Source organism: Asticcacaulis tiandongensis, from assembly GCF_006475605.1.
GTDB lineage: Bacteria > Pseudomonadota > Alphaproteobacteria > Caulobacterales > Caulobacteraceae > Asticcacaulis > Asticcacaulis tiandongensis.
Genome location: NZ_SSBC01000010.1, coordinates 1,365,882 through 1,390,886 on the forward strand (window position 1 = coordinate 1,365,882; position 25,005 = coordinate 1,390,886).

General features: G+C 58.2%; 21 protein-coding genes. 12 read left to right on the forward strand and 9 right to left on the reverse strand.

The features are described 5' to 3' along the window. Positions 1-3: 3 nt before the first annotated feature. The 4 genes from E5201_RS10695 to E5201_RS10710 all read right to left on the reverse strand — a co-directional run bounded on the left by E5201_RS10695 (position 4) and on the right by E5201_RS10710 (position 4,476). Positions 4-2,106: a M13 family metallopeptidase gene (locus E5201_RS10695; RefSeq protein ID WP_140986003.1), complete on the reverse strand. Its 2,103-nt coding sequence runs from the start codon at positions 2,104-2,106 to the stop codon at positions 4-6. Positions 2,107-2,220: 114 nt separating this feature from the next. Further along, positions 2,221-3,474 (reverse strand): saccharopine dehydrogenase family protein, encoded by a 1,254-nt coding sequence (locus E5201_RS10700; RefSeq protein WP_140986004.1) that lies wholly within the window; start codon positions 3,472-3,474, stop codon positions 2,221-2,223. Beyond that, the gene (locus E5201_RS10705; RefSeq protein WP_140986005.1) at positions 3,467-4,084 is read right to left on the reverse strand and encodes a DUF4166 domain-containing protein; all 618 of its coding nucleotides are present in this window, start codon (positions 4,082-4,084) and stop codon (positions 3,467-3,469) included. Before E5201_RS10705 ends, E5201_RS10700 begins: the two co-directional genes overlap by 8 nt. Then, positions 4,081-4,476, reverse strand: a complete 396-nt coding sequence (locus tag E5201_RS10710; protein ID WP_140986006.1) for a DCC1-like thiol-disulfide oxidoreductase family protein — start codon at positions 4,474-4,476, stop codon at positions 4,081-4,083. The genes E5201_RS10705 and E5201_RS10710 overlap by 4 nt, the downstream gene beginning before the upstream one ends. A gap of 119 nt (positions 4,477-4,595) precedes the next feature. Between E5201_RS10710 and E5201_RS10715 the strand changes: the two genes are divergently transcribed. Next, on the forward strand, positions 4,596-5,225 hold the full coding sequence (locus E5201_RS10715; RefSeq protein ID WP_140986007.1) for a glutathione S-transferase family protein: 630 nt from the start codon (positions 4,596-4,598) through the stop codon (positions 5,223-5,225). Between the two features lie 89 nt (positions 5,226-5,314). Here the strand turns inward: E5201_RS10715 and ybaK are convergent, their stop codons facing one another. Beyond that, on the reverse strand, positions 5,315-5,788 hold the full coding sequence (gene ybaK, locus E5201_RS10720) for a Cys-tRNA(Pro) deacylase (RefSeq protein WP_140986008.1): 474 nt from the start codon (positions 5,786-5,788) through the stop codon (positions 5,315-5,317). A gap of 127 nt (positions 5,789-5,915) precedes the next feature. On the opposite strand from ybaK, the gene E5201_RS10725 reads away from it, so the two are divergent. Continuing rightward, positions 5,916-7,274, forward strand: coding sequence for a hypothetical protein (locus E5201_RS10725; RefSeq protein ID WP_140986009.1), 1,359 nt, complete (start codon positions 5,916-5,918; stop codon positions 7,272-7,274). 338 nt (positions 7,275-7,612) lie between these two features. Here the strand turns inward: E5201_RS10725 and E5201_RS10730 are convergent, their stop codons facing one another. Both E5201_RS10730 and E5201_RS10735 read right to left on the reverse strand, forming a co-directional pair. Then, positions 7,613-8,698 (reverse strand): DUF2336 domain-containing protein, encoded by a 1,086-nt coding sequence (locus E5201_RS10730; RefSeq protein WP_140986010.1) that lies wholly within the window; start codon positions 8,696-8,698, stop codon positions 7,613-7,615. A gap of 115 nt (positions 8,699-8,813) precedes the next feature. Further along, positions 8,814-9,614 carry a hypothetical protein gene (locus tag E5201_RS10735; RefSeq protein ID WP_140986011.1) on the reverse strand — a complete coding sequence of 267 codons (801 nt, stop codon included), beginning with the start codon at positions 9,612-9,614 and terminating at the stop codon, positions 8,814-8,816. Positions 9,615-9,778: 164 nt separating this feature from the next. Here E5201_RS10735 and E5201_RS10740 point away from each other — a divergent pair, with 164 nt between their 5' ends. Beyond that, the gene (locus E5201_RS10740) at positions 9,779-12,895 is read left to right on the forward strand and encodes a glycoside hydrolase family 2 TIM barrel-domain containing protein (protein WP_140986012.1); all 3,117 of its coding nucleotides are present in this window, start codon (positions 9,779-9,781) and stop codon (positions 12,893-12,895) included. An 86-nt stretch (positions 12,896-12,981) separates the two neighbouring features. On the opposite strand, the gene thrC is transcribed toward E5201_RS10740, so the two are convergent. Beyond that, on the reverse strand, positions 12,982-14,364 hold the full coding sequence (thrC, locus tag E5201_RS10745) for a threonine synthase (protein ID WP_140986013.1): 1,383 nt from the start codon (positions 14,362-14,364) through the stop codon (positions 12,982-12,984). A 149-nt stretch (positions 14,365-14,513) separates the two neighbouring features. Between thrC and proB the strand changes: the two genes are divergently transcribed. The 7 genes from proB (at position 14,514) to E5201_RS10780 (ending at position 21,501) form a co-directional block, all read left to right on the forward strand. Beyond that, entirely contained in the window at positions 14,514-15,668 is a 1,155-nt protein-coding gene (proB, locus tag E5201_RS10750; RefSeq protein WP_140986014.1) for a glutamate 5-kinase, read from the forward strand. Then, positions 15,665-16,033 carry a hypothetical protein gene (locus E5201_RS10755; RefSeq protein WP_140986015.1) on the forward strand — a complete coding sequence of 123 codons (369 nt, stop codon included), beginning with the start codon at positions 15,665-15,667 and terminating at the stop codon, positions 16,031-16,033. The genes proB and E5201_RS10755 overlap by 4 nt, the downstream gene beginning before the upstream one ends. 174 nt (positions 16,034-16,207) lie before the next feature. Further along, positions 16,208-17,479, forward strand: a complete 1,272-nt coding sequence (locus E5201_RS10760; RefSeq protein WP_140986016.1) for a glutamate-5-semialdehyde dehydrogenase — start codon at positions 16,208-16,210, stop codon at positions 17,477-17,479. A 173-nt stretch (positions 17,480-17,652) separates the two neighbouring features. Next, a complete protein-coding gene (locus E5201_RS10765) occupies positions 17,653-19,143 on the forward strand; it encodes a histidine kinase dimerization/phospho-acceptor domain-containing protein (protein WP_140986017.1) in 1,491 nt (496 codons plus the stop codon). Between the two features lie 189 nt (positions 19,144-19,332). Continuing rightward, positions 19,333-20,019: a phosphate signaling complex protein PhoU gene (gene phoU / locus E5201_RS10770; protein WP_140986018.1), complete on the forward strand. Its 687-nt coding sequence runs from the start codon at positions 19,333-19,335 to the stop codon at positions 20,017-20,019. Positions 20,020-20,070: 51 nt separating this feature from the next. After that, positions 20,071-20,766, forward strand: coding sequence for a phosphate regulon transcriptional regulator PhoB (gene phoB, locus E5201_RS10775; protein ID WP_140986019.1), 696 nt, complete (start codon positions 20,071-20,073; stop codon positions 20,764-20,766). Between the two features lie 312 nt (positions 20,767-21,078). Then, the gene (locus E5201_RS10780) at positions 21,079-21,501 is read left to right on the forward strand and encodes a VOC family protein (protein ID WP_140986020.1); all 423 of its coding nucleotides are present in this window, start codon (positions 21,079-21,081) and stop codon (positions 21,499-21,501) included. A gap of 46 nt (positions 21,502-21,547) precedes the next feature. On the opposite strand, the gene E5201_RS10785 is transcribed toward E5201_RS10780, so the two are convergent. Beyond that, positions 21,548-22,438 (reverse strand): Hsp33 family molecular chaperone HslO, encoded by an 891-nt coding sequence (locus E5201_RS10785; RefSeq protein WP_140986021.1) that lies wholly within the window; start codon positions 22,436-22,438, stop codon positions 21,548-21,550. Positions 22,439-22,639: 201 nt separating this feature from the next. Between E5201_RS10785 and serA the strand changes: the two genes are divergently transcribed. Further along, positions 22,640-24,580, forward strand: a complete 1,941-nt coding sequence (gene serA / locus E5201_RS15130) for a phosphoglycerate dehydrogenase (protein WP_140986022.1) — start codon at positions 22,640-22,642, stop codon at positions 24,578-24,580. 71 nt (positions 24,581-24,651) lie between these two features. Then, positions 24,652-25,002, forward strand: a complete 351-nt coding sequence (locus E5201_RS10795) for a GFA family protein (RefSeq protein ID WP_140986023.1) — start codon at positions 24,652-24,654, stop codon at positions 25,000-25,002. The last annotated feature ends 3 nt before the right edge of the window (positions 25,003-25,005 follow it).

Consider the following 25,005-nt stretch of genomic DNA (forward strand, 5'->3'; position numbering starts at 1 on the left):
CACCTACCAGATTTTCACCCGTTCTTCGGGCTTGAGATAATATGTCCCCGACGTCACCCCAAAGGCCTTATACCAGTCATCTATGTTCCGCATGGGGCCGATCACGCGAAATTGTGGCGGCGAATGCGGCGCGGAAACCACATGCTGCCGTAAGGCGTCATCGCGATACTTGCTGGCCCAGACCTGCGCCCAGCCTAAAAACACCCGCTGAGTACCGGTAAAGCCATCGAGCACGGGCGCCTCACTATGTGACAGGCGATAGGCCTCAAGCCCCAGCAATATACCCCCCAGATCCGCTATATTCTCCCCGATGGTCAATCCGCCCTGCACCTTGGCCCCGGGCAAGGGTTCATAGGTGCCATATTGCGCCGCCAACTGTCCGGCCCGCGCCTCGAACTTTTCCGCATCCTCCGCCGTCCACCAGTCCCGCAAATGCCCGTCACCATCGGATTTGCGCCCCTGATCGTCAAAACCGTGCGTGATCTCATGCCCGATCACCCCACCAATCGCGCCGTAATTGACCGCCGGATCGGCCTCAGGATCAAAGAACGGGGCCTGCAAAATCGCCGCAGGGAAAACGATCTCGTTACGCGTCGGGGAATAATAGGCATTCACCGTCTGCGGCGTCATACTCCATTCGGTGCGATCGACCGGTTGATCAAGGCGCTCGACGTGCTCGTTCCAGCCAAAGGCGTTACCGCGCTCGACATTGCCATAAAGATCACCGGCCACGACCTCAAAGGCCGCATAATCCTTCCACTTGTCGGGATAGCCGATCTTGACGCCAAACTTCGCCAGCTTCTCATGCGCCTTTACCTTGGTCGCCGCACTCATCCACTCAAGCCCGTCAATCCGCCGCCCCATGGCCACTTTCAGATTACGCACCAGCGCGTCCATCTGCACCTTGGACTCAGCCGGAAAATAGCGCGCGACATAGGCCTGCCCCAAAGCCTCCCCCAGGTAGGTCTCCGCCACCGCAATGCCGCGCTTCTCAAGCGGCCGTTGCGCCACGGCACCGCTCAGGTCACGTGACCGGAACTGCCAGTGCCGCTCAGCCACCGCTTCCGACAGATAGGGTGCTGCCTGATCTGCCGTCTTAAACGCCTGCCAGTCCTTTAAGGTTTCCAGCGGCGTATCGGCAAAAATCTGCGCAATCTTCGGAAAGGCCGTATTCTGCGCTACGATAATCTTTTGCGCCTTATCAACCCGTGCGCCGCTCAAAAACCCGCCCCAGTCAAAACCGGGCGCATAGGCCGTCAGTTCGGCCATCGTCATCGGATTATAGGTCTTGTCATCATCGCGGCTTTCAATCCGCGACCAGCTGACCTGAGCGATTTCCGTCTCAAAGGCGACAATGGCCTTCGCCGCCTGTTCCGGCGCTTCATGGCCAATCAGGCGCAGCACATCTGCAACATAGACCTCATAAAGCGCCAGCTTCTCCTTGAAGCTATCGGCAATATAATAGTCACGATCCGGCAGGCTTAAACCGCCCTGAAACAGATAGAGCGCATAGATTTGCGGGTTCTTGGCATCATCCCAGACATAGGGGCTAAAGACCGACCCACCGAAAAAGGCCGCGCTTTCGCCCATATAGCGCGCCATCTCCGCCTTATCCGTAATGGCCGCAATACGCGTCAATGACGGCTGTAACGGCGTCACCCCCAACGCATTGCGCCGCTCGACATCAACCATCGAGGCATAAAGATCGGCGATCTTCTTCTCATCGCCCCTAAGGTCACTGCGCCCCGCCAGTTCCGATACAATGGCCTGCAAGCGGTTCTCCGACAGATTTCTCAGGGCCAGAAAACTGCCATAGGAGGTACGGTCATCAGGAATAACAATCCGGTCAACCGCCTTGCCATTGGCATAGCGGAAAAAGTCATCACCCGGCGCGACGCTTAAGTCCATGCCACTGAGATCAAACCCCCATGTCCCGAACGACGGGGCTTCTGTCCCTGACGCCGCCTCCCCGCCGCTGATCAGCCCCTCAATCGCCGGTACGCTCTGGGTAAAACAATGGGCATCCAGACACTGACGCTCATCCGCCTGCGCCACTCCCGCGACACCTAATGACATGACCGAAACCAGAAGCAGGGACTTGCGCATAATATATCCTTGTCAAAATCGCTTTGACCGAAACATTCACCCCTTCCCCCCATTTGGCAACCCCTCCCCTGCTTCATACCTCCCCATTTCAATGGGGAGGGGAACCGCCGCGCATCAGCGCGGGCGTGGTGGGGTATCTTCCTTAAATCCCTCCCTGCTTGCGGGAAGGGTGGGAGAGGCCTTCTTCCTTGCTGCCTCCTCCCTGCCTTGCGGGGAGGTGGCACTCAATGACTTCAGGCATTGAGTGCCGGAGGGGTCTCTTCCTTCCTGTCTTGCCCCCTCCCCCTCAAACCCCGCCTCAATCGCAAACCCCTCCAGCGCCGCCAGATAATCCCTAAGCCGCACCAGCCCCAGACTACTATACGCCCCCGCCTTAAGGCTCTCATCACCCTCATACAAACGCTGCCCCAGCAAGATCGCAGGCACACACGGTATCTGCGGCCCATCCCCGTCGCGCGCAATAATATGCCACTCACGCCTTATCCGCTGACCGTCACGATCCACCCCTTCGATCTCGACAAACATCCCCCCGTCATCCGACCCCAGCCCGTTAAACAAGTCCGCGCCCTTAAGCAACGGCCCCGCCAGCTTCGGCAAGGCCACCGGCATCAGCCCTAAGCGCACCAGCCACGACATGGCCCAAAGCCCCAGATGAATGAACCCGACCTCTAGCCCCGCCCCAAAGCGCACCGCCTTAAACCCGTAACGCTCCGGCAACAGATCAAGATCGGGAATATCGCAATTGCCCATGAACCGCCGCCCCAGTTGCGGAAAGTCATGCTGCCGCAAATCCTGCCAGCCATAGGGCCTGTCGTTCCCCGCATAGGGCTTCAGCGGCTTGCCGACATAGCTCAAAATCCCCGCCGTCGTCGCCAGCCCCCGTTCCGCCCCCTGACCGGGACAGATACCAAACTCAATCCGTTCCAGAACGGCAAATTCATCCTTCACTGCCTCAATGACTGCCGACGACAGACATGGCACGCTTGAGGCCCCGCTGATCAGCGTCACCCCCGCCGCCTTTGCCACCGCCCCCAGCCGCCCAAAGCCCGTGACAAAGGCCCGCCCGTCCGACAGATCGACATAGTGTGCGCCCGCCTGAACACAGGCCTCCGCCACCCGATAATCCGCTCCCTGAAACGGCCCCGCCGTATGAATGACCACGCGCGGCCTTAAGGCCTCAAGCGCCCCCTTAAGATCACCGGCAATGTCCACCACAGCATACTCTGCCCCCAGACTTTCGGCGCAGGCCCGCGCCTTATCCGCGTTGCGTCCGGCAATGACCACCGGCACATTTCGCGCCAGCAATCCCGCCGCAATACGCTTGCCGAAATTACCATACCCCCCAAGTATCAGAACCGAGTCACGCATCTTGATAGGTCACTTCCGCGATACGAAACCGCCCGCCATAGGCATATAAAAGCCCGAAAAATGAACTGCGCAATTCCATGCGCATGATAAACTCATCCTCTGACACCGCCTCTTCCCAGGCCATGCCGCGCCCGATCACAGGCTCAATGAACTTCGGCAAATTCAGCAAACGCCCAAACACACGCCACACATAGTTCTTATGAGTCATCTGCACGCGTTGACCGTCGAAAACATAGGCCGCGCGCCAGCCAATGCCAAGATTCATATATTCGATAACCTCATGCGCCCCTGTCGGGATCATGCGCGAATGGAACACGATCTCACCCTGTGAGAAACGGAACTGACGATGGAACACAAAGGCCTGACTGTCCCGTTCTGACTCAAATCTGACCGTGACCGGCACGTCACGCCCCGCATAGGGCGTCAGCATGCGCGACCAGCGGATCACAGGCGACAGCACTTTCAGCCACCCCGCCATTTCGACATCCATCACGCCTTCGACCGTCACCCGATCACGTGAAAACGGACGATTGGCATAATGGGCCTTAAGCACCGGCGGCAATGCCGCCCACTGTTCCGCAAATACCGCCTCGAAGGTGGCTTTGGTCATAATGATTTCTTTCCTCTCACCCACAACAGCAGGTTTCGGCCCATTTTTAACAGCGGATAAATAAACCGCGTCCGTCCTTGTGAGGCGAACATCCACACAACAAACCGATTGAAGCCATTATGCGCCGACCCGAGCAAAGCCAACAGATGCAAGGCCTCTGCACCATGATAGAACTGTCCCTGATATTTGACGACGATCCCCTCATTAAGATCAAGTCCCAGCGCCCCGATCTTACGCATTAACGGATGATCCACGGCTTCACGTGCGTTCAAAATATGAAGTTGCCCGACCGCCGCCCTCACCCTGATGGCCTGCGCCGCTGATCGGCACAAAGGGCAATCGCCGTCATAGACCAGCCACAATCCGTCACCCTCATTTTCAGGATCGCCCATCAAAGCCTTACCCCTAAAACCTTACCTGTCTTAGGTCGGATTATGTCAGGCGACAATGCTCTATTGACTTCGCCCCCGTGCGCCCCATCTCTTTTTGCATACCCCTCAGGAGCTTACCGATGATCACCCTGCACACATGGACCACGCCTAACGGTTTCAAAGCCTCCATTGCCCTCGAAGAGCTGGGCCTCCCCTACCGTGTCAGACCGGTAGATATCGGCAAGGACGAACAGTTTCATCCCGACTTTCTGAAAATTTCTCCGAACAACAAAATCCCTGCCATCGTCGATGAAGACAACGGCCTGAGCGTGTTTGAAACCGGTGCCATTCTGGTCTATCTGGCCGAAAAAACAGGTAAACTCCTGCCCGCCTCAGGCCCCGAACGCTACAAGGTGCTGGAATGGCTCAACTGGCAGATGGGCGGTCTTGGCCCCATGCTGGGTCAGTTGGGTCACTTCGCTGTCTTCGCCAAGGACAAAATCCCCTACGCTATTGAGCGCTATAGCAATGAGGCCAAACGCCTCCTGAAAGTGCTTGATACCCAGCTATCGAAAAACGACTACGTGGCCGGTAGGGACTATTCCATTGCCGACATCGCCATCTTCCCGTGGATCAATGGCCTGATTGTCTCCTACAAGCAGCCGGAACTTCTGGCTGACTTCCCGCATCTTCTCAAATGGTTCAGTGAGATTGCCGCCCGCCCGGCTGTCCAAAAGGGCCTGACCATTGGCAAAGACGCCATAGGCTAAATAGCCATCTCTTCTTCATACCTCCCCGACTTGTCGGGGAGGGGGACCGCCGCGATCCATCGCGGGGGTGGTGGGGTATCTTTTTGGCTTTACGCCATCAAATCCACATAACCGGCCTGCAAAAACGCCGCGGCCTCATCGGGCGCGATACTTAGCAACAACCCCCGCTGACCGGCGTTTATGTAAATGAGATCAAATAGCTGCGCCGTCTCGTCCATTGCGGTCGGCGCAGGCTTTCTCTGGCCAAAAGGCGATATCCCCCCGACCTTGAAACCGGTGGCCCGTTCGGCATCGGGCACCTTCATCATCTGCGCGGCCTTGCCCTTAAAATGCGCCGCCAGCTTCTTCATACTGACCTCACCATTGGACGGCACCACCACGCACACGCCCTTGCCATCAACCTCAGCCATCAGGGTCTTAAAGGTCTGTGACGGATCAACGCCTAAGGCTTCTGCGGCCTGCAATCCGACACGCGGCGCATCGGGATCATAATCATAGGGATGAAGATCAAACGTGACGCCCGCCTTGGTGAGCGCGGCCGTCGCTGCCGTTGTCTTTGACATAATCACACATATCAACCGTTTCAGTGGTTTCATATAACCGCTGCGGCGCACGCTTTGCAATGTTCTGGTTAACGGCCCGCACCTGTATCGTCCTGATACGGTCAGTGCCAAACCAGAGTAGATTACAATGTTTGAATTTGGACGCGAACTGCGGCGTATACTGGGACAGAACGTATTGGGCCTGAGCGCCCGCTCTGACCCGGACACCAGTCTGTACGAACTGATGAACCTTGAGATGCTTATCGCTCAGGGCCACAGCCTCGACACCGAGATCAGTCGTGTCTCCAGCAAAAACACCCTTGAGCATTGCCTTGAGTCAGCCCTGATCTGGCGCGAATATGCCCGCCGCACCGGCGACACCCTGGCCATCACCAAGGCCACGACCGCGGCTGAAAAGGCGGGCCAGAGCGCGATTAATGGCGTTGATGCCGCCCGTGCCGCCCGCATTCAGGCTGACATCTGCCTCTTAAGCTATGACCTGTTTGAAACCCCTGACCTGCTCGACAGCGCCGAAAGCCTGCTGGCTCAGGCCCGCGCGGCGGTTGACCCGCACCATAACCACAGCCTCGATGCCGCCTTCACCCTGACCGAAGCGCGTCTTCTGGCCCGTCTGGCGCTGCGCCAAGGCGTAGGCGGTGATCTTGAACCGGCGCTCGAAGCCATGGCCCAGATTGACCGTGCGGTGGAAAAATACGACCATCTGGTACGTCAGTCCGGTGCCACCAAAGACAAGATCGAGGCCGCCAATGCCCGTATTGAACGGTGCGACCTTCTGGCGCTGGTGGGCATTGACCGCAAGGACAGCCGCCTTCTGAAAGCTGTCATCAAAGAACTCAGCGCCCTGAAAATCCGCTTCGACCCTCAGTTTGAGCCCCTGACCACGGCCCGCCTGAGCCAGAGACTGGCGCTGGTAAAGGCCCATATGGGTCAGATTGACGGCACCCCTGAAGGGGTCGCCGACGCCCTGTCGGTTCTGGGCCTGAAAGCGGATCTTCTGCCCTATGAACACAGCCCGATGGACTGGCTTGAACACAAACAGACCATGGCTCTGGCCCTGCAGATACTGGCCGACCTCACCGCCGAGGAACGCCTGTCCGAACAGGCTCTGTCGCTTTATGATCTGGCCATGAGCAAGCCCTTGCAAAAGGGCCTGCGGGCGCGCGCCGAACTGATCAATAACCGCGTCGCCTGCCTGACGCGCCTTGCTGAGCTTAAGGGTGATCTTCTGGCCCTTGACGCCGCCGAAGATGCCTTCAAATCAGAACTCATCACCACCAACCCGAACGAAGATCCGGTCGGCTGGGCTATCCTGCAAACCAATCTGGGACGGCTTTATGTGTCACGTTGTGACCTGACCGGCTTCATGCCGGGGCGCACCGAAATCGCCTATGCCCTTGAGGCCGCCCGCGATATTTTCGAGGAATTCGGCCTCAAAACCCTGCTCGGCCTGACCGACCGTAACCTGATGCGCATCCGTCAGGCCTGATCCCAATCATACCTCCCTGCCTTTGGCGGGGAGGGGGACCACGACTGTTTACGGTCGGGGTGGTGGGGTATCTTGCTGCCCTCTCAGAGCGAATTTCAGTCAAATTAAATCGAAAACCTGCTCTGAAATCCCTCCTCCCTGCTTTGCGGGGAGGTGGCCAGCTTGCTGGCCGGAGGGGCATCTTTGAGACGGTTTCAAAAGGTTGGAGGAAAGCTCAGACTCTGGGCCGAAAAGACGTGGCTGCGAGGACCGTAGCGCAGCGTACTCAAGCCGTTACGCACCTTAAGTGCAGAAGGTGCGACTTTGCAGGCCAGAAAACGGTCTTTTGAAACCGTCTCTTAAGCTGCATGTCCTTCGACGCGCCTTAACCGCCAGAAGCGAATGGTGCGCATCGCCGTTTCCTTCGGCAGTTCTTCATAGAGCCGGCCATATTCCGCCGCCTTGCCCATGGCGTTTTCCTCGGACGACAGCATGATCATGGCATAGGTGAGAAACAGCGCCTTCTCCAGACCCGCCGCCTTACAGGCAATGGCCAGCGCATCAATTTCGCGCTTTTCCACCAGATGCCGCGCCGTCAGAAAATCAATATCCGCCAACTGCGACAGGGCCACAAGGAAATAGGTCTGATTAGGGTCACGCATATATTTCGCCAGCAGCGATGGCGTCAGCTTTTCACTGTTGCGCAATATCTCGACCTCAGTCGAAATGCGCTCATAGTCTTCCGGAAAACTGCCGTGTGCAATCGCCACACGGTTACGGCTCTTCGACAGGGCCAGTTCGATCACCGTTGGATCAAGCGCCGCATTTTCCTGCAAGATACGCTCACGCAACCGCGCCTCAACGACAAAATACATGTCGTTCATCAGATCGACCGGCAAGTCCTTACGTCCGACTACCGCCTCATGCAAGGCAGGGCTGTTCTGGGCGCGGGCCACAACGGCCTCATTGGTCTGGCGCGACAAACGTGCCCCATCATTGCGCAACAGCACATTGACCGTCTCGTCATCCCCGCGTTCAACAATGACATAGGATACCGCTTCCGGCACATCCTCACGCTGTGACACCGCCTTGAGGTGCCCCTGTCCCTGCGTGGACACCACATGCAAAAGATCGGTTTCGGTCAGGGCTTTTGAACCCTTCAGAATAGGCTCCGCCACCTCTATCTGATCAGACGCCAGCTTACGCAAAAGCCCCAGAGGCGCATTGCGCGTGCTGGCAATCTTCTGCGCGATCTCGGCCCGCACCATAGCTTCCATCTCGCCCGAAAGGTGCGTCATTACCTCATCATAGAGCACCAGTTCTGGCCCCGACACATCTTCAGGATGCGCCATAAAGATGTCCGTCACCTCACGCAGCAATTCACGACGTTTGGCACTCGATGGCTCCTTAGCCAGTTCAATCAACTGGTTGAGCGTCTGGCTCATTATAATACCCCATTCTTTATCGGCATATCTGGCGGCTTTTTTGCCGTCCGTTTTTTACTGACGCCTACTTTGTTTTTTAGCCGAAATTATCTTCCGCGCGCTTCCTGACGGCGCGTTAGTCTTTGGTCTCCACCCGTGACGGATCAATCTTCAGATCACCGCCCTGACTGTCCACCGGATCAGGCTGATAGCCATAGGCCCGATGCAGCGAATAAAACCGCGGCGACTGGGTCGCCGGATCAGTCACCCGCATACCCGGCACGAATACTGACTCATTTTCCGGCACGATCAGCGGCTCCGACAGCGCCGGAGCCGTCGCCGTAACGGCCTGAGGTTGGGTTTGGGTTTGGGCCTGAGCCTGAATTTGAGTTTGAGTTTGCGTCTGGGCTTGGGTCTGGGTTTGCGTTTCGGCCTTTGGCGCAGCCTGTCGGCCCGCATATTTACTGGTCGCCGGCAGCACAAACGCCCCCTCCTCCGTCCGTGCCGCAACGGCTGGCGCAGGCATCTCTGTCACCACAGGCGCTACCACAACCGGCGGCGCAACGGGCTGGGCAATCGTCTTCGGGGCTACCGGCTCCGGCATGTGTACGGGCGGTGGCGGCATGACCTCTGCCGGACGCGGCACCTCGGCCCTGACAGGCGCGACCGGTACGACGACCGGTTTGGGGGCCGATTGGGGCACAGGTTGCACATAGGGACTGCCCACCTGCCCGTAAGGCGAGGGCGGTATATCAAAACCGGGCGCACCGGTCGCCGGATTGGGCAGGGCCTTTTCAAGTCGTGGCGCCGTCGCCTGAACGCCGGCGCTTTTACCCGGCCAGCTGAGATAGGGCCGCGCCCCCTCTGCCGCCGCTGACATGGCCCAAAGGCCCGCCATCGCGCACATACCGCCAGATAGAATTGAACGCAAAATCATGCCGTCAGGCCCGTTTCCTGAGTTGTCACTGCATCCACTCTACCAAAACGGCTTTAATAATGGCCTAATGCCCTTTTTACGGTCATCGCCTCAGCCATTGACCACTCCGAACTATGCAATTAAATAATACAAATAAAATAGTCCGACATAATAAGGAAACGTCAATGCCCTCTCGGCTCTCCCCCACCCGCGTAAGCCTGTATGCCCTCACCGCCGCCCTGATCAGCCTTACGCCGCTTATAGCTCAGGCCCAAACCCAAACCCAGAGCGCACCGGTCGCCGAATGGGAGCAGCCCGAAGTTTTCGCACAAAACCGCGAGCCGATGAAAGCGACTTTCTTTAACTTTGAAACGCGCGATCTGGCTATCGCCGGAGACAAATCCGCCTCCTCACGCTTCCTGTCACTTGATGGCACCTGGTCGTTCCACCATTCCCCGAACCCTCAGGCGCGCCCCGCTGATTTCTATAAGCCCGAATTCGATATTTCCGGCTTCAAGACCATTCAGGTGCCGGGCATGATGGAAGCCCAAGGCTACGGCCAGCCTTACTTCAATAATATCGACTACCCGTTTCCGATGAATGAGCCCTTCATCAAGCACGACATGAACGAGGTTGGCTCCTCTCGCCGCGACTTCGACCTGCCCGAAAGCTGGGCCGGACAGGATGTCTTTCTGCACATAGGTGCCGCCGGTGCCGCCTATTATATCTATGTCAACGGTGAGCGCGTCGGCTATTCCGAAGATTCCAAACTGCCGTCCGAATTTAATCTGACGCCTTTCGTCAAGGCCGGTAAAAACGTCATTGCCATTGAGCTTTATCGCTTTGCCGACGGTTCCTACCTCGAAGATCAGGACTTCTGGCGCGTCTCGGGCATTGAGCGCTCGGTCTATCTCTATGCCGAAGCCCCGACCCGTCTGCGTGACTATACGGTCGGTTCCGGCCTCGATAAAACCTATAGCCACGGCCAGTTTACCTTGGAGGCCGAACTGGCCGGTAAGACCGGATCGGGCCAGGTCACCGCCACCATTTATGATGGCGACACCGCCGTCCTGACCACAAAGGCACGTGGCACCACTTCCAAACCCGCTGTTCTCAAAGGCCAGATACCTAACGTTAAAACATGGTCGGCCGAAACGCCCAACCTGTACCGCCTTGTGGTCGAACACCACGACCTTAAGGGCAATCTGATCTCCGCCACCTCTCAGAACATCGGCTTCCGTACCGTCGAAATCCGCAACGGAGAGGTGCAGGTCAACGGCAAGCGCATCATGATTAAAGGCGTCAACCGCCACGAACATGACCCGCACACCTTCCGTGTCGTCTCCGAAGAAACAACGCGCAAGGATTTTGAGCTGATGAAACAGGCGGGCGTCAATGCCCTGCGCACCGCCCACTATCCCAATGATCCGTTCATCTATCAGCTGGCTGATGAATATGGCCTCTATGTCATGGACGAAGCCAATATCGAATCCCACGAATATATGCATAAGGCCGAACAGTCTCAGCATTTGGGCTTCGTCCCGCACTGGCACGCCGCCCATGTCGATCGTATTTCGCGCATGGTCGAACGCGACAAAAATCACCCTTCGATTATCTTCTGGTCACTGGGCAACGAAGCGGGCCTTGGCCCGGCATTCGAAGATTCCGCCAAATGGATTCGCCAGAACGACCCGACCCGCCTGATCAACTATCTCGGCCACGGCACCTTCTATGGCGAGCACCGTCCCAACGCCTATGTCGACATCTACGCGCCCATGTATGACGACAAGGACAAGATGGCCGACTACGCCCTTGATCCGCGCTACACCCAGCCGATGATCCAGTGCGAATATGCCCATGCCATGGGCAACAGCCTCGGCAATTTCGCCGACTACTGGGAAACCATCCGCGCCCACAAAAAACTTCAGGGCGGCTTTGTCTGGGACTGGGTCGATCAGTCCATGCTGCTTAAGGACGACAAAGGCCGCGACTACTGGGCCTCAGGCATCCACTTCGGCCCCAATCCGCGCAAGGACATGTCGATTGTCGGCGACGGCATCCTTCAGGCCGATCGCACGCCCAATCCGCACTATTACGAACTGGCCAAGGTCTATGCGCCCGTCACCTTCTCAGGCGATCCGAAAACAGGCCGCCTGAGCGTCACCAATCTCAATGATTTCATCGGCCTCGACGGTTATGACTTTGAATGGCGACTGCTTAAAAACGGTGAGATCGTCAATCGCGGTGCCTTTGCCGCTCAGGCCGCAGCCGGTCAGTCGACCGAAGTGGCGCTTAACCTGCCGCCCCTTCCGGCAGATACCTCCGAATACCTTCTTAACGTCTATGCCACCGCCAGGGCCGATACCATCAAAGGCGTGCCCACCGGTGCCACCGTCGGCTGGGAACAGTTTGCCCTTCGTGCCGCCACGACGGTGCCGAACCCGTCGCCCGCTGCCACGCCTTCGCGCTCCGGCAACACAGTTACCGCCTCGGCAGCCAATGCGCGTTTGACGGTCGATGCCACCACCGGCCTGATGAGCTACAGCGTCAACGGCCAGACCCTGCTGAAAAACGGCGCACCCAACTTCTGGCGCGGCCTGACCGACAATGACGAAGGCGCAGTCGTTCAGCGCACGCACGCTATCTGGAAAACCCACACCGAAAACCGCCAGCTGCGTGACCTGTCGGTGACCGGTGATCAGGTGACGGTGCACTACAGCTTCGGTGCCGGTGACGCCCACTGGAAAAACACCTATCGCCTGCTTGAGGACGGAGCCCTGCACGTCACCGCCAGCTTCATCCCGCTCAAGGATGATCTGCCCGACCCCTTGCGTCTCGGCCTGCGCTTTGACAATGATCCGTCCCTCACTCAGGCCGAGTGGTATGGGCGCGGCCCGTGGGAGTCCTATTCGGACCGCAAGTCCTCAGCCCTTGTCGGTCTCTATTCCGGCACGGTCGCGGAACAATATCACGACTATATCCGCCCTCAGGAAAGCGGCAACAAGACCGATGTCCGCTGGATTGCCCTGAACACCCCTTCAGGCAAAGGTTTCAGGGTCACAGGTGATCAGTTCCTGTCGGTCAATGCGCTGGCCTTCCCTTACGAAGACCTGTACCTGAAACCAAAGGGAGAAGGCAAAAGCTCAGACATCCGGCCGCATGGCGACGGCTCATTGCTGATCGACATCGCCCAGACCGGCGTAGGCGGTGATACCGGCTGGAGCCTAGATGGCCGCGCCCATGTCAAATACCGCGTCAAGCTTGAGCCGGTGACCTACAGTTTCACCATCCGCCCGCAATAGAAAAAAGCCCCCTGCCGGTTATCGGCAGGGGGCTTAAACTTCGTGGTAGTTTAAAAGGGCTGGAGCCTCAGCCTAAAAGACGCGTCCTACAGCCACTCAATAAACGATTTTACCGTCGTCACCGCTGCCGCAACATCGGCAGGCGCTTCGGTCAGGGTTTCCGTCAGACCATAGAGATCCGTAATGGCATCCGGTGCTTTCGGCTCAAAACCGAGCGCCTCAGTGACGAAGGCCGGGAACTTGGCCGGATGTGCCGTCGACAGTACGATCTGAGGCGCATCACCTTTACGCTCAAGCGCCGCCGCCAGCGCCACCGCCGTATGCGGACATATGACCTGACCATATTTCTCATAGGCCAATTTGATGGTCGCCTTGGTGGTTTCTTCAGACACCGTAGAGGCCGACACCTCACCCTTAAGGGCGTTTTGCAGTTCGGGGCTTAAGGTCACCGCACCGGTCTGCCCAAAGGTGTCGAACATGGCCTTTGTCGTTTCGGCATTACGGCCCGAGGCTTCAAACACCAGACGCTCAAAATTCGACGGGGCCTGCACATCCATTGACACAGACGCCGTTTCCACGGCCTGACGACGGACATAGCGACCGGTATTGATCGCCTGATTAAGCGCATCATTGCGGTTTACGGCGGCATGGAGATGACCGACATTGCCACCGATCTTGCGCCCGACCCAACCGGCGAAGGCGTCACCGAAATTACCGGTCGGCACAACAAACTCAGGCTTGTCCGCGCCGGATTTCGCCGCCGCCGCCAGATAATAGGGCACCTGCCCCAGCAAACGGCCCCAGTTGATCGAATTGACCGACGAGATCAGACCGGCGGTCTTAAGCGATGGCTCGGTCAGCAGCGCCTTGACGATCTTCTGACAGTCATCGAAATCACCTTCAACGCCGACATTGAGCACATTCTCGGCCTCAACCGTGGTCATTTGCAGACGCTGCACCGGCGACACGCGACCGAGCGGATGGAACACGATCAGCTTGACATGCTCGGAACCGGCAAAGGCGCGCACAGCGGCAGCGCCGGTATCACCTGATGTCGCCGTCACCAGCGTCAGCTTCTCACCGCGTTGCGCCAGCGCCGCATCGGTCAGCGGGGCCATCATCTGCATGGCCATATCTTTGAACGCCAGAGTAGGCCCGTGATAAAGCTCTAGTATCCAGAGATTATCCTCAAGCTTGGTCAGCGGCACCTCGCCATTGCGCAGAAACGCCGCTTCGGTCTTGGCGGCGGCAGCCTTAACGGCGTGCTCACCCAGCACATTGACGCCAAACAGGTTCAGAAGGCTTTCGGTCAGATCGCCATAGCCACCGGCCGAAGCTTCCTTCAGATCAAACGCCGGCACCGGCCAGCTTTCCGGCACATAAAGTCCGCCATCGGGTGTCAGGCCATCAAGCAAAGCGCCTGCAAAGTTACGAGGCTCTTTGAAACCACGGGTGCCGATATAGTTCATCACTTCACGTCCTCTGAACTTCTGTGCTTTGGCGTCTCAAACCTGCCTTGCTTAAGGCGGGGTTTGTCCGCTAAATGCGCATGGGGGTGCGCCAACCTATTCTGTGTGCGGCGGGCCTATCATTTTAAGCGGCGTTAGAAAAGACTTTCATGGGTTCCCAGACGACAAAATCGGCTTTCCCCGCGCATCTGGCGGCGGCCAGACGGATCACCATTAAGGTAGGGTCGGCGCTTCTGGTCGATACGGAAACCGGCAAGGCCGATCTGGCATGGGCCAAAGGACTGGCGCAGGATATTGCCGCCCTTAAGGCCTCCGGCACCGAAGTCGTGCTGGTATCTTCGGGTGCCGTGGCGCTGGGGCGGCGCTATCTTGGCCTCAGATCCGGCAAGCTGACGCTCGATCAGAAACAGGCCGCCGCCGCCGCCGGTCAACCCATCCTCATGCGGGCCTGGCGCGAAGCCTTTGAGCCGCTGGACACCAAGGTAGCGCAGGTGCTGCTGACGCGCGAAGACACCGAACGTCGCCGCCGCTGGCTTAATGCGCGCGAAACCGTCGATACCCTGCTGAAACTCGGGGCCGTGCCGATCGTCAACGAAAACGACACGGTGGCCACCGAAGAAATCCGTTATGGCGACAATGACCGTCTGGCGGCGCGTACCGCCATGCTCGTACAGGCCGAGGCGCTGGTGCTTCTGTCTGATGTTGACGGGCTTTACACCGCCGATCCGCGCAAAGACCCCACTGCCCGACATCTGCCTGTCATCGAGACCATAACGCCGGATATCGAAAGCATGGCTGGCGGGGCCAATGCCGATACGGGTGTCGGCACAGGCGGCATGGCCACCAAGCTAATGGCCGCCCGCATTGCCGGTTCGGCAGGGTGTTCGACCACCATTGCCCACGGCGGCGCAAACCAACCCCTCACCGCCTTAAGCACCGGCGCACGTTTCACCCTCATCAAAGCGCCTTCCACCACCAAGGCCGCCTACAAGGCATGGATCGCAGGCACCGTGGTTCCCGCTGGTCAAATTCATATTGATGATGGTGCTGTAAAGGCCCTGCACAACGGCAAAAGCCTGCTGCCCTCGGGCATTACCCGCGTCACTGGCCTGTTTGAAAAGGGCGAAAGCGTCAGTGTCTGTGATGCAAATGGCACCGAACGCGCCCGCGGCATCGTCGCCTATGGCTCGGACGACATCGCCCTGATCAAAGGCCACGGCAGTCAGGACACCGAATCCATTCTGGGCTATACCGCCGGTGCCGAGGTCATCCACCGCGACGACATGGTTGTGCTCGGCTCATGAACTGGCTGAAAAAACTCCTTCATCGCCCGACAGAACTTTCTGCACCGGCACCGGAGCGCCTAACCCTTTCATTGACCGACACAGGCTTCAGCGCCCGCCTGTCCGGCCCGCACACCGCCGTCCATGTCCGCTGGCAGGATGTGCTGAAAATCACCCTGTTCATTACTGACAAAGGCCCGTTTGACGACACGCACTTCCTGCATATTGCCCACACGGGCGGTGACCTGACGATCCCGCATCAGGCCAATAATATGCCCGCCTTTGCCGAACACCTCCGCACCCTCTCAGGCTTTGATGCCGCTGCCTACGAGGCCGGACTGGCCAGCGAAGATAACGGATACTTTATCACCTGCTATCAGGCCTGAGGCGCTGTCTTGTAAATCAGGCAACCATGCCCTAAATTGAAGCCCGAACCTTCATACCTCCCCAATTCATTGGGGAGGGGGACCGCGACCCGCGAGGGTCGGGGTGGTGGGGTAGCTTTCCCGCCTCTCGTTACAAAAGCGTATGAACCTGCAAATACTTAATGGATATCTATTATGGACGACACTTCCGGCCTTAGCCTGACGCAACTGATGACCGCACTGGCGCAAGACGCCAAGGCAGGTGCTGAAGCCCTGCGTCTGGCGGGCCCGGAAATCCGTACCCAGATCATCCTTGATGCCGCTCAGGCCATCCGCGCCCGTCAGGCCGATATCCTTACGGCCAATGCCTCAGACGTCGAAGCCGCCTCCGGCAAGGGCCTCTCCAGCGCTATGGTTGAGCGTCTGGTGCTCAACGCCGACCGCGTCGAAGCCATGGCCAAAGGCCTCGAAGAGGTCGCGGCACTGGCTGATCCCGTGGGCCGCGAACTGGCCCGCTGGAGCCGCCCCAACGGCCTTGATATTGCCCGCGTCTCCACCCCTATCGGCGTCATCGGCATTATCTACGAAAGCCGTCCCAATGTGACGGCGGACGCCGCAGCCCTGTGCATCCGCTCCAGCAATGGCGCGATCCTGCGCACCGGCTCCGAAGCCATCAATTCGGCCCGCGCTATCTATGCGGCCTTTGAGGACGCCTTTGCGCGACATAACATGCCCGCAGCGGTACAACTGGTGCCGACGACGGATCGTGACGCCGTGGGCCTGTTGCTCGGTGGCTTGAACGATACGGTCAACCTGATCATTCCCCGTGGCGGCAAGTCACTGGTGGCGCGCGTGCAATCCGAAGCCCGTGTGCCCGTTCTGGCGCACCTCGAAGGGCTGAACCACACCTATATCCACGCCAGGGCCGATCCCAAAAAGGCCCTTGAGATAACCCTCAATGCCAAGATGCGTCGCGTCTCGGTGTGTGGCGCGACCGAAACCCTGCTGATCGACGACGCCGTGGCCGCAAACCTTCTGCCTGAAATCGCAAAGGCCCTTGAGGCCAAGGGCTGCGAACTGCGCGGTGACGCTAAGGCACAGTTGATCTACGCCATGAAGGCCGCCACCGAAGACGACTGGCGCACCGAATATCTGGAGCCGGTCTTGTCCATAAAGGTCGTGTCCGGCATCGAAGACGCCATTGCCCACATCGCCACATACGGCACCCAACACACCGAAGCCATCATCACCGAAGATGCACAGGCGGCGGAAACCTTCCTCAACGAGGTGGATTCGGCCATCGTGATCTGGAACGCTTCAACGCAGTATGCCGATGGCGGTGAGTTTGGTCTGGGCGGCGAAATCGGTATTGCCACAGGCCGGATGCACGCCCGTGGCCCCGTGGGTGCCGATCAGCTGACGACTTTCAAATATGTCGTGCGCGGCGCAGGCCAAACCCGCCCATAAGCCACGCCCTAAACCCTGCGCACACCGTCACATCCCTGTCGTGAAACCCTCGTAAGGCTCTGTACAAACAGAGGTTGTGACCGTGTGTGTGCCGGAAATGACTAATGATAAATTAACACCGCTTACGGCATATATTCCCTGACACCCCCGTTAGACTGAATCTGAACAAGCCTATGACCGAAACCTCAGGTACGGACAAAACCTATATTCCTCTGGGGCTTCTGACCGGCAGCGTGGGCCTTTTGCTGCTGATCACAGGCGCGCTGGGTCAGTGGAACGGACCCCTGTGGATTGGCATCGCTCTATTGGGCTTCAGCCTGCATAATCTGACACAGGACGTCAAACGCCTGCGCGACGCCATCCCTGAAACACCGGTACATCTTCCGGTCAATATCGACGAAGATTCCGGCTTTCAGGAGGCCTTAAGCGCCCTGCCCGATCCGGTGCTGATCGTCTCGGGCTTCGAACCACACGACATCGCCGGCCGCTGGATCGTTTTCGCCAATGCCGCCGCCCGCACCCTGTTCGGCATTACCGGCGACAACAGCCTGCTCGTCAGCTCCATGCGTAACCCGCAATTGCTTGATGCCGTAGATGTCGCCCTGTTTGATCGTCAGGCGCGGCATACCTCCTTTGAAACTTCAGGCGCACAGGATCAGTTCTGGCAGGCCTGGACGGCACCCCTGCCCAATCCGACGGGGGCCAAAAAACTGGCGCTGGTGGTCATTCATGACGAAACCGATACGCGGCGCATTGAACGTATGCGTGCCGACTTCCTCGCCAATGCCAGCCATGAACTGCGCACCCCTCTGGCCTCGGTCAGCGGGTTTATCGAGACCCTGCGCGGCCCGGCAAAGGATGACCCCGCCGCCCGTGATAAGTTCTTAGGGATCATGGCCGCTCAGGCCGAGCGCATGGGGCGGCTGATCAACGACCTTCTGTCCTTAAGCCGCATCGAGATGAACGAGCACGTCCCGCCCGCCGGTGAGGCTGACCTGTCGTCCGCCGTCAATGACGTCATGGACACCCTAAGCGTTCTGGCGCGCGAAAAAAATGTCGCTTTACGGGTGACCGGCCCCGCCACCGGTCTTTACCGCATCACCGCCGACCGCGACCAGATCATTCAGGTCATTCAGAACCTCAGCGACAACGCCCTGAAATACAGTTCCGCCGGTGCCGAAGTCCATATCGATATCCGCATTAACCAAACCAAGGAACAGGCCAATGCCGTGCGTGAACCCGGTGCCGCGCGTCTGGTGCTTTTAAAACCAGACCGCACCCCCCAAAGCTCAGACCTCTATACGGTTATCAGGGTGCGCGATTCAGGCCCGGGCATCCGGCGCGAATTTCTGCCGCGACTGGCCGAGCGCTTTTACCGCGTCGAAGGCCAGAAAAGCGGTGACCGGCTGGGCACAGGTCTCGGTCTGGCCATCGTCAAGCACATCATCAACCGTCATCGCGGCGGGCTGCTGGTCGAATCGGTCAGCCACAGCCCCCCCGGCGAAAAAGAAACGCTGGGCGTCCTGCCTGATGCCCCGCGCAGCGATCACGCAACGCCCCCGCCTGTGGTTCCGCTCGAAACCTTTACCGCCTTCACCGCCTATTTCCCGCAGCCGCGCCGCTTCGACGTTCCACCTGAACCCCACGCCATCACTGAATCATGACAGATATGGCCGCAAAGCCCGTCACTGTAATATGTTTGTCACAAAACTAACATAAAGCGCAGAGGGTCGGCCTTAAGAGGCTGGCCTGAAGGGAATGACGGTTTTGGCGCTTTGGTGCTTGCCCCGGCAAACGGGCAGCGTATGTTGATCTTATAAACCTCACCCCTCTGGTTAAGGACACTGATTGAAATGAACCCGCATATTGTCAAAACCTACGGCGAAGAACTGGATCAGCTCAGCGCCGAAGTCATATTGATGGGTGGCCTGGCCGAAGCTCAGGTGGCCGATGCCGTCGAAGCCGTCGCCCGCCGCGATGTGGCACTGGCCCAGAGCGTCATTACCCGCGACCACCGTCTTGATGAGCTTGAAAAAGACATCGAGCGCAAATCCATCCGACTGATTGCCCTGCGTCAGCCGATGGCCGCTGACCTGCGCAAGACGGTCGCCGCCATGAAGATTTCCACCTCGCTCGAACGTACCGGCGATCTGGCCAAAAACATCGCCAAGCGCGCCGTGATCATCTCCGAAGCCGAACCGATGTCGCCCCTGACGCGTTCGATTGAACGCATGGGTAAGCTTGTGTCCTCGCGCCTCAGAGACGTCCTTGATGCTTACCGCAGTGGCAAGCTCGATATGGCCATGACCGTCTGGTCTTCGGACACAGAGGTCGATGAACATTACAACGCCCTGTTCCGTGAACTTCTGACCTACATGATGGGCGACCCGCGCACCATCAGCGCCTGCACCCATATCCTGTTCATGGCCAAGAACCTTGAACGCATCGGCGATCACGCGACCAATATTGCTGAACACATCCACTATGAGCTGACGGGCGAAGACTATGTCGAGGATCGCCCGAAAGGCACAACGGTTTAACCCTGCCCGTCACCGTCTGTGGTGATGGGTGACCAGACGGAATCTGTATCCATGAGCGTAAAGCCCTATATCATCATCGCCGAGGACGAGGACGCTCTGTCCACCCTTCTGCAATATAACCTTGAAAAAGAAGGTTATGAGATCGGCATCGCCGCTGATGGCGAAGATGCCCTGATGATGATAGACGAACGCCTGCCGGATCTTCTGGTTTGCGACTGGATGATGCCGAAGGTGTCCGGCATCGAAGTCACACGGCGGTTGCGGGTACAACCTGAAACCCGCAACCTGCCGATTGTCATGCTGACGGCCCGTTCCGAAGAGACCGACCGCATCCGCGGCCTTGATACCGGTGCCGATGACTATGTCGTCAAACCGTTCTCGATGGTTGAGCTGATTGCCCGTATCCGCGCCGTCCTGCGCCGCATCCGTCCGGGCCTGTCGGAAGAAAAGGTCGAGTTCGGTGAAATCACGGTGGATCGCCTGTCGCACCGCGTGCAACGTGCCGGTCGTGACATTCATCTGGGGCCGACCGAATACCGCCTGCTCGACTACCTCATTCAGCACCCGCGCCGCGTCTTCAGCCGCGAACAACTGCTTGATGCCGTTTGGGGTAATGATGTCTATGTCGAGGCCCGCACGGTCGATGTGCATATCGGTCGCCTGCGCAAGGCGCTGAACAACGACTCAGACTTTGACCCGATCCGTACGGTACGCTCCGCCGGTTATTCCCTCGACTCGCAGGCCTGACCCCCTCATCCGGCGCGTGGCAACAATCCTTTTCATACCTCCCCATTTTAATGGGGAGGGAGACCGCGACCGCTTGCGGGCGGGGTGGGGGGGCATCTGGCTTGCTTTCGTACAAAAAGACAAGCAAGCCCACTATCCGTCTTTGCCCCCTCTTGGTATTTCGCCGGAATTTCGCTACACTCAGCCGGTCTAAAACAGGTTAGGGAGGTGCGGTTGGCCCTCCCCCCGCAGAAACACGGGTCCTTCCGTTGCTAAACGGCCCATGACTTTCATTCGCCCGCACCGCGCAGGCGTCCACAGAAGGTTATGGCTATGCAACAACAGATTTCCATCATCACCCTTGGCATCACAGACCTCAGCCGCTCACGCCGCTTCTATACCGAAGGCTTTGGCTGGCAGCCCGTCTTTGAAAACCATGAAATTCTCTTTTATCAGATGAACGGTTTCGTCCTCGGCACTTTTGAGAAAAAAGCCCTCGAAGCCGACATGAACCGATGGGCATCGCCTCAACCGGCTGCCTTTTCCCTCGCACATAATGTCGCCACTCAGGGTGACGTCGAACCGCTTATGCAGCAGTTGCTCAGCGCGGGCGGCACGTTACTTCGCCCTGCCGATGCGCCGTCGCATGGCGGTTATCGCGGCTATGTCGCTGATCCGGACGACCATGCATGGGAAATTGCCTGGAACCCCGCATGGCGTATTGATGCCAACGGTCTTGTGACCTTCGGTTTGTAACCATTCGCCAGAAGCCCGCTCATAAGGCTTCTGGCATAAGCTCGTCCTATGGCTCGATATAATAGGTCGTCGAGCAATACTCGCAGGTGATATGCACCTTGCCGTCGGCCTCGATCATGTCAGCCTGATCCTCACCGGGGAAGGACTTCACCAGTTCCTCGACCTTTTCCTGAGAACAGCGGCACTTGCGCGTAATCTGGAACGGCGCAGACAGCCTGACTCCATCTTCATGGAACAGACAATACAGTAACCGCTCGGCATCAAGGCTGAAATCCGTCAGCTCATCTTCCCCCAGTGTCGCAAACAGGGCGCGCACATGTGTAAAGGCTTCGCGGGTATCACCACGACTATCATCACTGGCCAGCGCCTGAATCATGGCCCCACCGGCGCGCCAGCGTCCGTCTTCCTGTGCCGCGGCCAGCTTGATCTGGGTCGGCACCTGTTCGGACTGGGCGAAATAATATTCCGCACATAACGACAGCGACTCACCTTCAATCGGCGTCACCCCCTGATAGCGCTCACCGCCATTATCCGGCTCAAGGGTCATAAGAAACGTCCCCTTGCCCAGCAAATCCTGCGCCCCAAGCAAGGTAAACTCCTGCGCATTAGCATTGATCAGCGCATTCAGTTCGCCTTCGTCAAACCGGCAAAACCCGCGCAGGGTGCCACTGGTATCATAGTCTGCGACGACATAGCGCACCGCCCCGTCACCTTGCGCCTGCATGATCAGGCGTCCGTCAAATTTCAGCGCCGAACCGACCAGAACCGCCAGCACACAGGCCTCAGCCAGCAGATTGGCCACAGGCGCCGGATAATCATGCGCCGACAGGATTTCATTCAGCGACTCGTCCAGACGCACCAGCCTGCCGTGAACCGGCAAGGTATCAAGGACAAAACGCGCGGCGTAATCGCGGATCGGAGCGGAGGTCGTAGTCATGCAAATAACCGTTCGGGAAAGGCAGGGTTCAAGGGCTTAAGTTTGCCACAGATAGGGTTGGTTGAGCCATAAAGAAAGAGTGTAACCGCATTTGAACGGCAAAGACGGTTGTTTTGACGGTCTAATTGGCCTATCTGCCTGCCATATCCCTTTCTTACCTGTCAGGTGGTTTATCCTGACCTCCGACTTGCGATGACGCCCATGCATATTTCGCCAACCGGCCAAAATCTTTCTGGTCAAACCCTCGCCACCCTCGTTCTCGATTTCGATTCGACCTTTACCCAGGTCGAGGCGCTCGATGTTCTGGCCGGTCAGCTCTTCGCTGCCGATCCCGCCCGACAGACCGACCTCAATGCGATCCGCGAACTGACCGATCTGGCCATGTCCGGTGAAATCGGTTTCGGTGAGGCCCTGTTGCGCCGCGTGCAGTTGCTGAAACCCACGCGCGAAGACATCGCCGCTCTGGCCGAGCATCTGAAATCACAGGTCAGCGCCTCGATCATCCGCAACCAGAAAGCCCTGAAAGACTATGCGGGCAAAATCCGCATCATTTCCGGCGGCTTCCATGAATTCATTGAACCGGTTGTCGCCGAATACGGCATTGCACCGGAACACGTACTGGCCAACCGTCTGGTGTTTGACGCCAATGGCATAGCGGTCGGCGTTGACACCGAAAACCCGCTGTCACGTGATGGCGGTAAGATCGAAGCCCTGCGCGGATGGGACCTGACTGGCCCCGTGGTCATGGTCGGCGATGGCTGGACGGACTACGAAGTCTTCGCGGGCGGTGCCGTTGACCGCTTCTATGCCTTCACGGAAAACGTAACGCGTCAGAAAGTCGTTGACGCTACCCGCGCTAATGAGGCCACGCAGGTTGTCACCTCATTCGACGAAGTGCTGCACCTCGAAGGCTATGAAGGCCGCTATTCCTTCCCGCGTTCGCGCATGAAGATGCTGCTGCTGGAAAACGTCCACCCGGTTGCCATTCAGCACTTCCGCGAAGAAGGCTATGATGTCACCACCGTCAAGGGTGCGCTCGGCGAAGACGATCTGATCAAGGCTATTCAGGGCGTGCACGTCCTCGGCCTGCGCTCGAAAACCAATGTGACGCAAAAGGTGCTGGATGCCGCCGATAAGCTGATGGCTATCGGGGCTTTCTGCATCGGCACCAACCAGATCGACCTGAAAGCCAGCACCGAAAAAGGCATTGCCGTCTTTAACGCGCCCTATTCCAACACCCGTTCGGTGGTGGAAATGGTCATGGGCCTGACGGTTATCCTGACGCGCAACATCTACGACAAGTCCGTCAAGATGCACGTCGGCAAGTGGGATAAGTCCGCAACCGGCGCCCACGAAGTGCGTAACAAGACGCTCGGCATCATCGGTTACGGCGCCATCGGCTCGCAGCTTAGCGTACTCGCCGAAGCCTTTGGCATGCGTGTGATCTATTATGATCTGGCCGAAAAGCTGACACTCGGCAATGCCCGTCGTTACCGCTCGCTCGATGCGCTTCTGGCCGAAGCCGACGTCCTGAGCCTGCATGTCGATGGCCGCGCCGAAAACAAGAACTTCTTTGGCAAGGCCCAGTTCGCCAAACTGAAAGACGGCGCAATCTTCATCAACCTGTCGCGCGGTCACGTGGTCGATATCGCTGCCCTGTCCGAAGCCGTCAAATCCGGTAAGGTCTATGGTGCCGCCATTGACGTCTTCCCCGAAGAGCCGCGCACCAATGACGACCCGTTCGTCAGCGAACTGATGGGCCTTGAGAACGTCATCCTGACGCCGCACATCGGCGGGTCAACCGAAGAAGCACAGGAAGCCATTGGCGAATTTGCCTCCGAGCGCCTTCTGAACTTCATCAGCCGTGGCGACACCACCTTCTCGGTCAATATGCCGAACGTACAACTGTCCGAAGTCGAAGGCCGCCACCGCTTCCTGCACATCCACCAGAACGTGCCGGGTGTCATCGCCACCATCAACAACATCATCGCCAAATATAATCTCAATATTCTGGCGCAGCACCTTAAGACCAATGAGCGTCTGGGCTATGTCATCGTTGATGTCGACCGTGGCTATTCCCGCGAAGCCCTTGAGGAGCTTAAGGCCGTCAACGGAACCCTTAAGTTCCGCTCTCTGGTCTGATAAAAAGACCCTGTTGATTTTGATATGGCCTGACTTCATAGTCAGGCCATAATCATATCAGGGAACACATAATGACCACGCATCAGGGAAGCTGCCACTGCGGCAAGATCGCCTTTGAAGTCGAAGGGGATTTCACCTCAGGGATCGACTGCAACTGCTCCCTGTGCCTGAAACGTGGCGGCTTGCTGGCCTTTGCCCCGGCCACCGCTTTCAGCCTTAAAACACCGCGCGAAGACCTTTCGACCTACCGGTTTAATACGCACAAGATCGCCCACCACTTCTGCAATGTCTGTGGCATCGCGCCCTATGGCGAAGGCACAGCCCCTGACGGCAGCGAAACTGTGGCGCTTAATCTTCGGTGTCTGTCCGACATTGATCTGAGCGCCCTTCAAATCCACCCCTATGACGGTAAAAGTGCCTGAAGC